The sequence below is a fragment of the Vibrio penaeicida genome, from assembly GCF_002933855.1.
GTDB classification, from domain to species: Bacteria; Pseudomonadota; Gammaproteobacteria; order Enterobacterales; family Vibrionaceae; genus Vibrio; species Vibrio penaeicida_A.
On record NZ_BFAQ01000033.1, the window covers coordinates 37,482 to 51,526 of the forward strand.

Below are 14,045 nucleotides of genomic sequence, written 5' to 3' on the forward strand. Positions count from 1 at the left end.
GTTAACATCAAAAAATTAAACAGAATACCTTATAATTCAATATGTTAATAGTAACATTCTGCTTATACATTCAGTTTCACCACATAAAACCATGCAACTAAGATGGATTAATTAGAATCAAAACGATCAAATAGAAACCACAAACCAATCAAACAAACCACAAACTGATCGCAAGATGGTCAACACCTCATTTTAAGCCACTTTCCCTTAGGCGTTTATATAACGTATTTCGGCTAATATTTAGCTCTTTCGCGGTTTTAGAAATATTGCGATTCATCCGTTCATAAGCTTCCAACCAATCTTCTTTTTCTTTGAGTTCATTTTCGGCGATTAACTCATTGTGCGGTGCAACAAATGGACGAATATTCGACTCTTGAGGTGGGTTGATATGTACATCAGACAAGAAGTCATCTGGCAGGTCATCAATTTGTATGGCATCAGGCTCTGCCATAGCAAGGGCGATCTGAATCACACTCACCATTTGCCGAATGTTGCCCGGCCAAGGATGAGATTTAAACAAAGAGAGCACTTCCATTGAAATCTGCCCAGGTTGTTCGTTGGAAGAGAATTTACTCAGTAGGTATTGGACTAACGCGTCTTTATCTGTTCGCTCACGCAGTGGTGGCAAAGTAATGTTTAGCCCCGAAACTCGATAGTATAAGTCTTGGCGAAATTTTCCTGCTTCCACATCTTGTTTGAGATGTCGGTTGGTGGCAGACACCAGCTTGAAATCGACGGGATAAGATGTGGTTGAACCAAGGGGAGTCACTTTTCTTTCTTGGAGAACACGTAACAAGCGAGCTTGCACATTGAGCGGCATATCTCCGAGTTCGTCTAAGAACAGGGTGCCTTTATCGGCTTTTCGAATCAGCCCGATATACCCTTTTGTGTGCGCCCCCGTAAACGCGCCTTTTTCGTAGCCGAACAATTCGGATTCAACCAATTCAGAAGGGATCGCCGCGCAGTTTACTGCAATTAACGGGGCACTCGCCCGCTCACTAGAAAGATGAAGCGCGTTTACAAACACTTCTTTACCTACACCTGTTTCACCATTAATCAAAATAGGAATGTCGGTGTTCAGGATCTTGCTGGATTGAGTGATTGCTTTCGACAACCTTGGGTCGCCCATGTTTAGACGATCCAAGTCCAATACATCGTCTTTCGCGACGCCTTTAACGGAGGATGGTTTAGGTACGTTGCGAAAATCCAACGAACGACCTTTTGGGATCTTGGGTGGCATCACGATGCCATGAAAGTTGAAATTGTGCTTTGAGCGCAAAACCAGTGGAGTATAAGCAGGGTGAGCAAGCAATTGATCCATTCGAACATCGAATAATTGATCGAGATTTTGCAGCGCTAAGTCACAACCGAGCACAACTTCTGCACGTCGGTTTGCCGACACGATTGTCCCTTGCTCATTGAATACCAAGAGTGAAGACCATTGACTATCAATGTTCTCTTCACTGGTGTTGAACCAAAACAAAAAATGATCAGAGTTAAAGCGCGACACGATCAACTGATTTTCGATAGCTTGTGACATCAGTTTTACCATGCCAAGCGTATGGGCTGTGGGCATGTAGGTATCACTGGAAATCGACAGCACTCCAGTCATGCGTCTTTCAGCATCAAACAGAGGCGCAGCCGACCCAGTCATAAAACGATTTGATGCGAGGAAGTGTTCATCATGAAAGACTTGAACAATAGAACCTGTTTCCAGTGCCGTGCCTATCGCATTCGTCCCAATAAGCCCTTCTTGCCAATGAACACCATGATCAAACACATGAGGCTGGTTCTCTTGGAAGAAGCGCTGCTCCCCCCAACTACTGAGCACTTGCCCCGTCGTGTCCGCCAACATCACTAGACAATTACTGTTGGACAGAAGGTTGTCATAAAAAGGCAGCACTTTTTGCTGCGTCGTTTGCAGCAGCCCATGGTGTTTATCCAGCGAGAGACCAAAGTCTGATTCGCTGCTCATTTCTATTTGTGGGGTGCTGGTATGCGCCAGCCCAGCATCGCGGCAACGTCGCCACGAGCTCTCTATGATCGACTGATGGGAACGATCATTGTTTTTATATTCGTCCATGAAATCCACATATACAGCTAAGCAAAAGCTCGAAAGTGCGAGCAAAAATGTTCGAAAACGAAAGTAATGTTCAATCAGTGTTCAACTCAAATTAGCACAAACTGAACACTTTGAACACATTTCGTTAACAAATGTGATCTTGCGCTGTTAACACTAAAATCCGCTAAATCTCATAAAGTTAAAGTGATAATTCTATTAATTCATTGTTTATTCAAGAGTTAAAGTGTTTAAAACGGTCAATATTTTCGTTTAACAACAAATTGGCACATTTCTAGCAATAACGAACATTATCGAAAATTTTTTGTATCCAAGAATTAGACATAATTTCGAAGTTAAGGAGAACTTAGTGTCATTAACACTTGAGCAGGTAAGCAAAATTGTGGACAACGAAGTCCACATCAATGAAGCCAGCCTCACGTTTGAACCGGGGTCGTTTAACGTCCTGTTGGGGAGAACGCTCGCAGGTAAAACTTCATTGATGCGATTAATCGCTGGGTTGGATAAGCCCACATCCGGAAGAATTCTGGTCAATGGTGTCGACGTAACAGGCATGCCTGTACGTGAGCGCAATATTTCTATGGTATACCAGCAATTCATTAACTACCCCAATCTAACCGTATTTGAGAACATCGCTTCACCTTTACGTTTGGCTGGCATGGCGGAGAAGGAAATTCAGGAACGTGTTCACGCCACCGCCGATATGCTGCGCATTACCGATTTCTTAAAACGAGTGCCGTTAGAGCTTTCAGGGGGTCAACAGCAGCGTACCGCTATGGCAAGAGCTTTGGTGAAAGACGCCGAGATCATTTTATTTGATGAACCCTTAGTCAACCTAGACTACAAATTGCGCGAAGAACTGCGCCAAGAGATGCGGGAACTTTTCCAAACTCGCCATACCATTGCAATTTATGCCACGACAGAACCAAACGAAGCGCTTGCGCTAGGTGGAACCACCACAATTCTGCATGAAGGCAGCGTGGTGCAATCGGGTAACACTGCAGAGGTTTATCACAAGCCTAGCTCGGTAGAATCCGCAACCTTGTTCAGCGAGCCACCTATTAACCTTATGCCTGGCAAAGTCACCGACAGCGAAGTGTGTTTTGACGAGAAAGCCCATTTCCCACTTAACCAGTCTTTAAAGCATCTTGGACAAGGTGAGTATATTTTTGGTATTCGCCCAAGCCATCTCAGCTTATTGCCTAAAAACGATGACGATATCGAGCTGTCTGTTCAGGTAGAAGTCGCCGAGATCAGCGGATCGGAAACCTTCCTTCACGTGTGCAATAACCATTTTGAAATGGTGCTGCATTTACCCGGCGTACACAGTTATGACGTTGATGAATCCATCAAGATTTACATCCCTATTCATAAGTTTTACGTGTTCGGCATGGATGAAGAATTGATCCATGCCCCTAGTCATCATCTTCTGGGGTAATTGAAATGGTTCAGATAACTCTAAATGCGTTAGCGCATACATACGACAAAAAGAAAGGACCGGATTCAACCTACGCGATCCAAGAAATGACGCACACTTGGCACCAAGGTGGCGCATTTGCCTTACTTGGCCCATCGGGTTGCGGTAAATCTACGTTGTTGAACATTATCTCTGGCTTGATGAGCCCATCCGACGGCGAAGTGCTGTTTGATGGTGTAAAGGTGAACGACATTCCACCGCAAGACAGAAACATCGCACAGGTTTTCCAGTTTCCGGTGATTTACGACACCATGTCGGTGTACGACAACTTGGCATTCCCTCTTCGTAATATGAAAGTGAACAGCGCCAAAATTCACTCTAAAGTGACCGAAATAGCCGAGATCCTAGAACTCACCCCTGTTCTGAAAAAACGTGCTGAACACCTTACAGCCGATGAAAAACAAAAAGTATCCATGGGCCGCGGGCTAGTTCGGGATGATGTTTCTGCGATTCTGTTCGATGAGCCGCTCACGGTTATCGACCCACAATTGAAGTGGAAACTTCGCCGTAAGCTCAAGCAGATCCACCAGCAATTCAACATCACCATGGTTTACGTAACCCATGATCAGCTCGAAGCCTCAACCTTTGCCGACAAAATTGCGGTGATGTACGAAGGGCAAATTGTGCAATTTGGTACACCACGGGAATTGTTCGAAAAACCCAACCATACGTTTGTGGGCTACTTCATTGGCAGCCCCGGCATGAATCTTATTGAGGTGATCCCAACAAAACATGGTGTGCGTTTCGACGACATTGACCTCCCGCTTTCTGCTTCCCTCAAAGAAAAGGTTCAAAGCGCCAACACCCATAACATCAAGATCGGTATTCGCCCTGAATTTGTGCATGTGTGGGAGAAAGAAAACAGCTCCGCCATTAGAAGCGAGGTTTCCCATGTGGAAGACCTTGGAACTTACAAGATTCTTACGCTCAAAGTTGGTAATCAAGAAGTGAAAGCGCGGTTACAAGAAGACCAGCCTGTACCTGTGAATGTCGCGTATATCAGCTTTCCGGAGCAATGGACCATGGTGTATTTGGATGAATTTTTAATTGGCGAGAGGGAAAACTCATGAACAAGGTGAATAACAACAAAGCCTGGTTTTTAGTGTTGCCAGTATTCCTTCTGGTGGCTTTTAGTGCGGTCGTACCTTTAATGACGGTCGTGAACTATTCATTGCAGGATATTTTTGATGCCAATACCGCCTACTTTGTAGGAACAGAATGGTACAAAGAAATGCTGAACGACGAGCGTCTTCAAGGGGCTTTGTTTCGTCAGTTTGGATTTTCATTCGCCATTTTAATGATTGAAGTACCGCTTGGAATCATGGTGGCGCTAGCGATGCCAGCAAAAGGCAGAGGCTCAGTTTTTTGCTTAATCGTGCTAGCGCTACCCCTACTCATTCCACTTAATGTTGTGGGCACCATTTGGCAGATATTTGGCCGTGCCGATATCGGCTTGTTTGGGTGGGCACTCACCAGCCTAGGCGTCGACTACAACTACGCAGGGAATCCAGTTGATGCTTGGTTCACCGTGCTCCTTATGGATGTATGGCATTGGACATCACTGATTGCGCTGCTTTGCTACTCAGGCTTACGCGCCATTCCAGATGCGTACTACCAAGCTGCACGTATCGATCGCGCTTCTAATTGGGCTATTTTCCGATTCATTCAGCTTCCGAAGCTCAAAAGCGTTCTGCTGATTGGTATTCTGATCCGCTTTATGGACAGCTTCATGATCTACACCGAACCGTTTGTTCTAACAGGTGGTGGTCCAGGTAACTCCACAACGTTTCTTAGCCAAGCACTCACTAAAATGGCCATTGGCCAGTTCGATATTGGTCCAGCTGCGGCGTTCTCCATTATCTATTTCCTAATTATCTTGCTGGTGAGTTGGTTGTTCTACACCGCAATGACGCACACAGAGAACAAGTAGAGGATTGAATCATGACTAAATCAAAACTATTCGGCCTCATCGCATACGTAATATTTCTGCTGCTGCCGATTTATTGGTTGCTCAATATGTCGTTCAAAGAGAATCAGGAGATTCTGAGCGGTTTGAGCTTTTTCCCTGAAACTTGGACGTTTCGTAATTATCAGGTGATCTTTGAAGACCCAAGCTGGTACATGGGCTACATCAACTCCATCATCTACGTGGTGATGAATATGTGTATCACGCTTGCCGTCGCCTTACCTGCTGCGTATGCGTTTTCACGCTATCGCTTTGTTGGCGATAAACACCTGTTTTTCTGGTTGCTGACCAACAGAATGGCACCACCTGCGGTTTTCTTGTTGCCATTTTTCCAGCTGTATTCATCGGTTGGGCTGTTTGACACCCATATTGCCGTCGCACTCGCACACTGTCTGTTTAACGTGCCTTTGGCGGTTTGGATCCTTGAAGGGTTTATGTCGAGCGTACCTCGTGAAATTGATGAAACCGCCTACATAGACGGTTACACCTTCCCGAAATTCTTCGTCAAGATTTTCTTACCTATGATTCGCTCGGGCATTGGGGTTTCCGCCTTCTTCTGCTTCATGTTCAGTTGGGTCGAGTTGCTCTTAGCAAGAACGCTCACCTCGGTCGATGCCAAACCAATTTCTGCCGTAATGACCCGAACCGTCAGTGCCTCCGGTATTGATTGGGGCGTATTAGCTGCCGCGGGTGTGCTTACTATTCTGCCGGGCATCTTAGTAATTTGGTTTGTGCGTAACCACGTGGCGAAAGGCTTCGCCCTCGGACGAGTTTAAGGAGACACATCATGAATTGGATGGCATGGACTACTCCATCAGCACTGTTTTTTACAGGGATCGCTTTGATCCTTATCACTATGACAATTTTGGAAATCAAATACCCGTGTGTAGAGCGCAAAGGCTTTTTGCCTATTTCGACCACACGTGGCGACAGACTTTTTATTGGGTTACTGAGCGGAGCTTTCATTCATTTGGGGTTCGTTGGGCTTAGTGAAATCAATATTTGGGTGCCTTTTACTGTCTCTGTAATTTGGCTATGTACCGTACTGAAATGGGGATGATGACGCGATAAGCATACGTAAAGGTATGTAAAAACATAACGTTATAACGTGAAATATATAAATAACAGGAGTTATTAGTAATGCAAAAGGATATGAAGAAAACCTACTTAGGACGTTGTATGTCTCTGGCTCTGCTGATGACAGCCGTATCACCAATGGCGTCTGCCGATATGGCAGCGGCAAAGAAGTGGCTGGAGTCTGAATTTACGCCATCGACCCTTTCTGTTGATAAGCAACAGGAAGAAATGCAATGGTTCATTGATGCCGCTCAGCCTTTTAAAGGCATGGAGATCAATGTTGCTTCCGAAACCATTACCACTCACGAGTACGAAGCGAAAGTCTTGGCGAAAGCGTTCTACGAGATCACAGGAATCAAAGTTAACCATGACTTGATCCAAGAAGGTGATGTAGTAGAAAAGCTGCAAACCCAAATGCAAACAGGCCGTAACATTTACGATGCGTACGTCAATGACTCCGACTTGATTGGTACACACTTCCGTTACGGTAAAGTGGTCCCTATCAGTGATTTCATTGCGGGTGAAGGTGCCGTGGTGACTAACCCAATGCTGGATCTGAAAGACTTTATCGGTCTGAGCTTTACCACGGGGCCAGACGGCAAGATATACCAACTTCCAGACCAGCAGTTTGCCAACCTTTACTGGTTCCGTGCCGACTGGTTTGAGCGCGAGGATTTGAAAGCGAAGTTTAAAGATGCTTACGGTTATGAGTTGGGTGTACCGCTTAACTGGTCAGCATACGAAGACATTGCTGAGTTTTTTACAGACAAAGTAAAAACTATCGATGGCGAGCCCGTATACGGCCATATGGATTACGGTAAAAAAGACCCATCCTTAGGTTGGCGTTTCACCGATTCTTGGTTCTCCATGGCCGGTGCAGGCGACAAAGGGATTCCAAATGGATTACCTGTCGATGAGTGGGGCATTCGTATTGAAGGCTGTCAGCCTGTTGGTTCTGATGTGTCTCGCGGTGGTGCAACGAATGGTCCTGCAGCCGTTTACGCGACGACAAAATACGTGGATTGGTTGAAGAAGTACGCGCCACCAGAAGCTCAAGGTATGACCTTTGGTGAAGCGGGCCCAGTTCCGGCACAAGGTTCTATCGCGCAGCAAATCTTCTGGTACACCGCCTTTACTGCGGATATGACCAAACCGGGCTTGCCAGTGGTAAACGAAGACGGCACACCAAAATGGCGCATGGCACCTTCGCCACGCGGTCCATACTGGGAAGACGGCATGAAGCTGGGTTACCAAGATGCAGGTTCTTGGACCTTCTTGAACAGTACACCACTTGATCGCCGTAAGGCAGCATGGCTGTACGCGCAGTTTGTTGTGTCTAAATCTGTAAGCTTGAAGAAGACATTGGTTGGCCTAACGCCAATTCGTGAGTCGGACATCAACTCTCAGGCGATGACAGATGCAGCACCTAACTTGGGTGGCTTGGTCGAGTTCTACCGCAGTGATGCTCGTAAGCAATGGACACCAACAGGTACAAATGTACCGGATTATCCAAAACTGGCGCAGCTTTGGTGGCAATACGTTTCGGAAGCAGCAAGCGGCGAGAAAACACCACAAGAAGCACTGAATGGCTTGGCGAAAGCACAAGACAAAGTACTTCGCCGCCTAGAGCGTAGTAAAGCTCAAGGTGAGTGTGGTCCTAAACTCAACCCAGAAAAAGGCGCGGAATACTGGTTAGCTCAACCGGGTTCTCCAAAAGCCAAATTGGCCAACGAGAAACCACAGGGTAAAACCATGGCGTACAAAGATCTGATCGCTTCTAAGTAAGTGGCTGCTAGATAAGTCGCTTCTGAATATGAAGTTCAGATCACCTTATTTGCTTCTGGCTCAGGGAATCTAGAAGCAAACCAGCCAGCAATGTGTAGGGCATTGCTGGCTTTTTTTGGGTGCTAACATAACTATATTGCGATTGATTCTACCTTTTTTATTTAAATGTCTTGTAAAGATAAATATGAAACAAATAGCATTTATATGAAAGGAGTAAATTTATGCCAATAGAAGTAACGTTTAGTATTAAGAATAAAAAAGTTGTGGTGAAGGATACGGCAACACAAAAACGGATAGAAATGTCAGCCACTTCAGGCGGCTGGGATGAGCATGATCCACTTCCAAAAGGAAAATGGGTCATCGCAGAGAACCCAAGTGGATTTAGAGAATATTTTGGTCTTTTTTATGTCGATAAACAAGTCAATGATCAGTTCAAAGATAACGGAAAATGGCGAGATGGAATTAGATTTGGCTACCATCGTAGCTCAGGAAGTCACGGTTGTATTATGGCTAGACCATTTCCACACGACTTAAATAATATGTCTGTACCGGCAGCAACTATGAAAGGGTATGACCTCTGGGATAACGTTCAGATGCTAATCAGAACCAAAGGCACAAAAAAAGTGATTCGCTATCAAAACAATGAAATCCCCCATAGAAAAGATACAACTGTCTATAACATCACAACATATGGATACTTAACCGTTACGGATTAGACCTTGAAATGACAAAATCACTACTTATAACTTTATGCTATTTAATCAGTTTTTCCTCGTTTGCATCAGCTATCGGGACAGACCGATTCAAGATAGATATCCCCACTCATTTCGCTATTCCTGCCTATCAAAGTAACAATGGCGAGCAGACTTGGACGTATGTAACAGAACTTGGAACTTTGATCATTTCCGAACAGCGATGTGATAAAGCATGTTTGGTTGTCTCACAAGATGACGTAGATATGTACAACACTCATGAGAGAATGAAAAACCATGGCTCAGTTATAATTGAAAAAAATGATGTTGTAGGCTGGTTGGTACATTCTCCAACATACAGTAATACCTTTACTTCAGAAGTAACTTTTTCTCATTTAGATGCTTCTATTTCATTTCACTTCATATACAAAAAAGCCAATTCGTCGTTAGACACACATAGAAGTCTTGTGGAGTTTATAAGATTGATTAACAATATTGAGTTCTTATAAGCGCTATTAACCATCTAAAATCCATTATAAGGGGATGTTTATATGTAGTATCCCCCTAAATCCAGACCCGTCTCAAAGCTCAATACCTAAAAGATAAAGGAGGCTCTCTAATTTCCTAAGGCTTGTCTGGCATTATCTATTTCAATCGAATGCTCAATCATTATTCTTCTGTTATCCCCATTAGCTTCATCACCACAAGGCTTTCCATTAAATTTTATATCAGGGCTTGAATATACTTTCAGGTTATCGAGGAAAGTTCCACTTCCCCCAACACCTACATAAATTAATGTCGTTTTTCCTGAGCATTGATATCCACCGGTGTACGATTTAATAAAACTTTCATCATGAATATAATGTTTTTTAATATATTCAATATCAGAGTTTTGATGCAGCGCTCCTGCTAAATGACCAAGCTCGTGCTCCAATACATGACTAGCAGCATTGTATGATAGTATAAACGCACTCTTACTCAGGTTGAAATTAACCATCCCATCAAAATTTTCTGTTCTCGATTTATATCTATTACCATAAACAATAGCTAAATAAACACCAGGCTGTTGATCATGCTGCTCTATAACGCCTTCGTACCCTGCAGATTCAAGTATATTCTTTGCCATAGCTACCGGATCACTAAAACGTATTTCGTTTAAATTCACCATACTGGTATCAATGAATGTTATTTCTCCAGCATGGCGTTTTATCGGAATACAAGATTTCCGTAATATCTCGTTTGATTCTTTAACAAACTTGCTAAGTCTTTTCTTAATAATCGTATCTTCCGTATTACTAAGAATATCTGCATCTACATAAAAGTTTATGGATGTATCTACATATTTATCTTGGTTGCAATCAATCAGTGATAAACCCGACCGATCATTATCTATTACCCTATATATCGCTAGTAGAACTATTATAGTGGATCCAATAATTAACCCTATTCTTTTAATACTCATTTCTTAATAATCTAACAACTCTATTTATTGATATTTTAAAGAGTTGTTATTCTATTTATTTTATAAATAATTAAAACTATCAGTTCTAGTAGGTATAACTGAGCATTGCTAATTTATGCTGATGAGGTAGCGCTGGTTATATTGGGAAGAAAGGTCAATTGAAACCTATCGACTGATCGTCATACACATACGGTTAGAAAAATCTGGTTTTTCTCATAAATAACTGAGATTTAGGCTGAATTTCTTAAACAATAACCATAAAGCATCTATCTACCGTGGCATACTCAAAAGCAATCACAATTATGATAATTTCAATATTATCAATAATTTAAATCAATCAATTAAACCTTTAAGGTAACCCTATGAAACGACTTTTGACCCTATCTGTGCTTCTTCTGACATCCCAATTCGCAACGGCCAACTCTGGATGGCGCGAGATCACTCAGTTAGGATGCCACCTTAACGATGGGACCTGTTATGCAACCTTGGATACGGCAGTGGGTCCATCGAAATGTCGTTCGACATCTATTCGTTGGAATAAAGATAGTGCTGCTTCAGGAAAGGAAACGTTAAGCTTGCTCATGACGGCATCTGCAGCCGGAAAGAAAGTGATGTTTAGTGTAGTCGAACAATGCTATGGCAGCTACCCGACTTTTAACTACACAGTTGTACAAATGAAATAAACCAACTTATCGAACCAAACCATCTTACGGTCGTTACTATGAAAACCATTCTATCTGCGCTCTTTATATCCATGAGTTTAATTAACATCGCTCACGCATTTACACCAGAAGCATCGCCTACTGGTTCTATAAAAAGGCTCATTGCTTATACCAAATTTGGTAATGGGGATGTATACGTTCAACTAAACGCAAACAGTACCTCATGCTCGCACGGTTACTTCATTGACAAATCGAGCGCGGGATATGAATCAACATTGAGCATGCTTCTAGCAGCATATCAGGCAAACACTCCTGTCACGCTTTACGCCAACCCTGAAAAGAAATGGGCGGGCTCTGGCAATTCAGTATGCGAGCTGTATAGCGTCGTTTACTCACGGTAAACCATTCAAAAACTCGTGAATCAATCAATTACGGAAGGATCTATGTTTAAAAAGGCTTTATGTATTTCCACAATACTGTTTTTTGGAAGTGCGAACGCAACACCTTATTCCCAAGACACCAACACGGTGGGAAAGATCTTCGCTAACCCCAATGGTGCTATTGCGCTGCAACTAAATGGAGGGTTTCCCAACGCAATTCGCTCCAATCAATGCCCTGGAAATAATGGATGGGCAGGTGTCGCTACATCTGATGGTGTCATCAAATCTATGATCCTTACCGCGAAGGCGTCTGGGCATAAACTGACCGTAACAATACAAGGCTGTGAGGGTGGCTGGTTCAAAATAAAGGATCTGTATCTAAACTAATTCGCTCTCTCCAAAATCAGCGCATAGCTCTCGTTTAAAGGGCTATACCACTGCTGAAGAAATGGCTGATTGAATATCAAAATAATGAACAAAGCCCCAAACACATGTTTGGGGCTTAAGTGTCTTAATATTGCCACGTTTCCTCTAAATTAGAGCTACTTCGCACCTGCAATTACGCTGCGTTCGCGGGATTCAGATAACTGCAAGTAAGTCACTTTAACGCACGCTTTTTCTACCAGATCACTAGACGATTTAGCACTGTCAGCATCGAATGTCACCGTCGCTTTGTATGTCTTAGTCGAATCCTTAATCGATCTGACTTGCTCTTCAAGCTTAATCACCGAGTCGATATAGTTTTGGATTAGGATACCGACCATATCGCGGCTAATACCTTCTTTCACAACCATACGCATAACAGCAATTTGCGGTGTTTCGACTATTTGCTCTTGCGTTGGTGGGCGCTTTTCAAGAGGCATTGAAAATGCAGGTACCACCCACCCAAACTGTTTCAGCTTGTCTGAAACATCATGGACGGAGTAAATATAGTTTTTGGTATCGTCATTTGTTAATGGCTGATCATCATAAGTTAGATTCAATCTAACAGCTGATGCTGGGAAATATTCTGCGTGATTAACCACTTTAAATATCGGCTTGTTTTCGAATATTGTCGTCACTGGTGCCTTGTCTCCAGCTTCTTTGTCTTGCTCTGTGACCGTCAATCGCAACGATTGAAGCCCAGCCGATAAATCTTGAGCAAGAGACATTAAGTTCTGAACCACCGAACTGTAGCCATGCTTACCTAAACGAAGAAAGTTGTAGTATTGCGCCAGCACCATTGAGCTGCCACGAGAGAAGTTCAGGCTGTAGGTGGATTCATCAAATCCAAGCACATTAGTGGTTACGAACAGTTTTTCTGGGATCTCATGGAAGTCTTTCCAAAGCGCCCAACCTACACCTGGGTAAACTAGCCCAAATTTATGACCGGAAACATTGATGGTTTTTACCTGCTCTAGTTTGAAGTCCCATTTTAATTCGGGCGTTTCACTGTGATCACGGAAGGGTTCGATAAATCCACCACTGGCTCCATCTACATGCAATGGCACATCTAACGGGTTAAGTGGATCATTTTTAAGCTCGACCAACACGTTATTGATGGCTTCAACTGGATCATTTTGCCCAGTGTATGAAGTCCCCATCACCGCAACAACGCAGGTGGTGTTTTCATCCACTGCCTTTCTGACTTCTTCTGCGGTAATGACGTAGTTGGTTTCTTCCGTGATCGGAATCCACTTGATGTCCACATCGAAGTATTGTGCGTATTTTACCCACGTAATATGTACATCTGAACCAATGACAATGTTGGGTTTATCATAGGAAAGGTTTTTCTCTTTTCGGTTTTTTTTCCATTGTTCTTTATGAGAAAGCGCGCACAACATTAGGGCTTCTGAGGAGCCTATTGCCACCGTTCCCCACCCACTTGGAATATCTTTGTTATGTGCCAACTCTTCCGCTGTTTTCATGTCGTTGGGTGCGTTAAACAAATCAAGCAACATGCGTACACAACGCTGTTCAATCTCCAACGTTCGGTTGTACACCTCACCATCAATATAGTTCTTACCCAAGTTGTCTTTAATAAGTTGGTTGGCTTCTTCATCCATCACTGTCGTCACGAAAGAAGCCATATTCAATGTTGGGTTTCCATCCAATTGAAGTTCATCTCGGATAAAGCGATACACCGCTTGAGGATCATGCTCCATCTCGGGCATTTTATTATTGGGTGTCTCCTCTCGGAAAAGGCTGCGACCATATGTTGGTGTATTTGCAGTTTGGAATTTTATGTCTTTTTGATTTCCCATCACTAGCTCTCTGATTACGTTGTGTGTATTAGATTTCAACTTAGCGTAGGAAAGGAAATGTATGAGTTCAAACTCATATGGGGATATTTCTTTAAGTCATAGAATTGATCTCAAAACCAGAGAATAGGATTTAGATTAAGACCGACTGAAGGTTAGGTCGCTGTATCCCCCTATTCGCAGCGATCGCTTTTCATTTATCAGAAAAAAAGTATCCACCGGCA

General features: G+C 43.3%; 14 protein-coding genes. 11 read left to right on the forward strand and 3 right to left on the reverse strand.

Going from position 1 to position 14,045, the window contains the following annotated elements; all coding sequences use genetic code 11:
- Positions 1 to 187: 187 nt before the first annotated feature.
- Positions 188 to 2,083 carry a sigma-54-dependent Fis family transcriptional regulator gene (locus VPNCDNU1_RS19615; protein ID WP_104401902.1) on the reverse strand — a complete coding sequence of 632 codons (1,896 nt, stop codon included), beginning with the start codon at positions 2,081 to 2,083 and terminating at the stop codon, positions 188 to 190.
- 346 nt (positions 2,084 to 2,429) lie between these two features.
- Here VPNCDNU1_RS19615 and VPNCDNU1_RS19620 point away from each other — a divergent pair, with 346 nt between their 5' ends.
- The 8 genes from VPNCDNU1_RS19620 to VPNCDNU1_RS19655 all read left to right on the forward strand — a co-directional run bounded on the left by VPNCDNU1_RS19620 (position 2,430) and on the right by VPNCDNU1_RS19655 (position 9,586).
- Positions 2,430 to 3,518, forward strand: coding sequence for an ABC transporter ATP-binding protein (locus tag VPNCDNU1_RS19620; protein ID WP_101111603.1), 1,089 nt, complete (start codon positions 2,430 to 2,432; stop codon positions 3,516 to 3,518).
- 5 nt (positions 3,519 to 3,523) lie between these two features.
- On the forward strand, positions 3,524 to 4,627 hold the full coding sequence (locus VPNCDNU1_RS19625; protein WP_104401903.1) for an ABC transporter ATP-binding protein: 1,104 nt from the start codon (positions 3,524 to 3,526) through the stop codon (positions 4,625 to 4,627).
- On the forward strand, positions 4,624 to 5,487 hold the full coding sequence (locus tag VPNCDNU1_RS19630; RefSeq protein WP_104401904.1) for a carbohydrate ABC transporter permease: 864 nt from the start codon (positions 4,624 to 4,626) through the stop codon (positions 5,485 to 5,487). The genes VPNCDNU1_RS19625 and VPNCDNU1_RS19630 overlap by 4 nt, the downstream gene beginning before the upstream one ends.
- 11 nt (positions 5,488 to 5,498) lie before the next feature.
- Complete coding sequence (locus tag VPNCDNU1_RS19635) at positions 5,499 to 6,299, forward strand: carbohydrate ABC transporter permease (protein ID WP_101111606.1); 801 nt, start codon at positions 5,499 to 5,501, stop codon at positions 6,297 to 6,299.
- Positions 6,300 to 6,310: 11 nt separating this feature from the next.
- Positions 6,311 to 6,583, forward strand: coding sequence for a DUF2160 domain-containing protein (locus VPNCDNU1_RS19640; protein WP_101111607.1), 273 nt, complete (start codon positions 6,311 to 6,313; stop codon positions 6,581 to 6,583).
- 80 nt (positions 6,584 to 6,663) lie between these two features.
- Complete coding sequence (locus tag VPNCDNU1_RS19645) at positions 6,664 to 8,385, forward strand: ABC transporter substrate-binding protein (RefSeq protein ID WP_104401905.1); 1,722 nt, start codon at positions 6,664 to 6,666, stop codon at positions 8,383 to 8,385.
- 221 nt (positions 8,386 to 8,606) lie between these two features.
- Positions 8,607 to 9,101, forward strand: a complete 495-nt coding sequence (locus VPNCDNU1_RS19650; RefSeq protein WP_104401906.1) for a hypothetical protein — start codon at positions 8,607 to 8,609, stop codon at positions 9,099 to 9,101.
- Between the two features lie 8 nt (positions 9,102 to 9,109).
- Entirely contained in the window at positions 9,110 to 9,586 is a 477-nt protein-coding gene (locus tag VPNCDNU1_RS19655) for a hypothetical protein (protein WP_104401907.1), read from the forward strand.
- Between the two features lie 107 nt (positions 9,587 to 9,693).
- Here the strand turns inward: VPNCDNU1_RS19655 and VPNCDNU1_RS19660 are convergent, their stop codons facing one another.
- Positions 9,694 to 10,539, reverse strand: coding sequence for a hypothetical protein (locus tag VPNCDNU1_RS19660; RefSeq protein WP_104401908.1), 846 nt, complete (start codon positions 10,537 to 10,539; stop codon positions 9,694 to 9,696).
- Between the two features lie 362 nt (positions 10,540 to 10,901).
- On the opposite strand from VPNCDNU1_RS19660, the gene VPNCDNU1_RS19665 reads away from it, so the two are divergent.
- Genes VPNCDNU1_RS19665 through VPNCDNU1_RS19675 form a run of 3 tightly spaced genes read left to right on the forward strand, consistent with a single transcriptional unit; the run spans position 10,902 to position 11,968 of the window.
- Positions 10,902 to 11,222 (forward strand): hypothetical protein, encoded by a 321-nt coding sequence (locus VPNCDNU1_RS19665; RefSeq protein ID WP_104401909.1) that lies wholly within the window; start codon positions 10,902 to 10,904, stop codon positions 11,220 to 11,222.
- 38 nt (positions 11,223 to 11,260) lie between these two features.
- Positions 11,261 to 11,602: a hypothetical protein gene (locus VPNCDNU1_RS19670; protein WP_104401910.1), complete on the forward strand. Its 342-nt coding sequence runs from the start codon at positions 11,261 to 11,263 to the stop codon at positions 11,600 to 11,602.
- 42 nt (positions 11,603 to 11,644) lie between these two features.
- The gene (locus VPNCDNU1_RS19675) at positions 11,645 to 11,968 is read left to right on the forward strand and encodes a hypothetical protein (RefSeq protein ID WP_104401911.1); all 324 of its coding nucleotides are present in this window, start codon (positions 11,645 to 11,647) and stop codon (positions 11,966 to 11,968) included.
- A 155-nt stretch (positions 11,969 to 12,123) separates the two neighbouring features.
- Here the strand turns inward: VPNCDNU1_RS19675 and VPNCDNU1_RS19680 are convergent, their stop codons facing one another.
- A complete protein-coding gene (locus tag VPNCDNU1_RS19680) occupies positions 12,124 to 13,824 on the reverse strand; it encodes a glutamate decarboxylase (RefSeq protein WP_104401912.1) in 1,701 nt (566 codons plus the stop codon).
- Between the last annotated feature and the right edge of the window lie 221 nt (positions 13,825 to 14,045).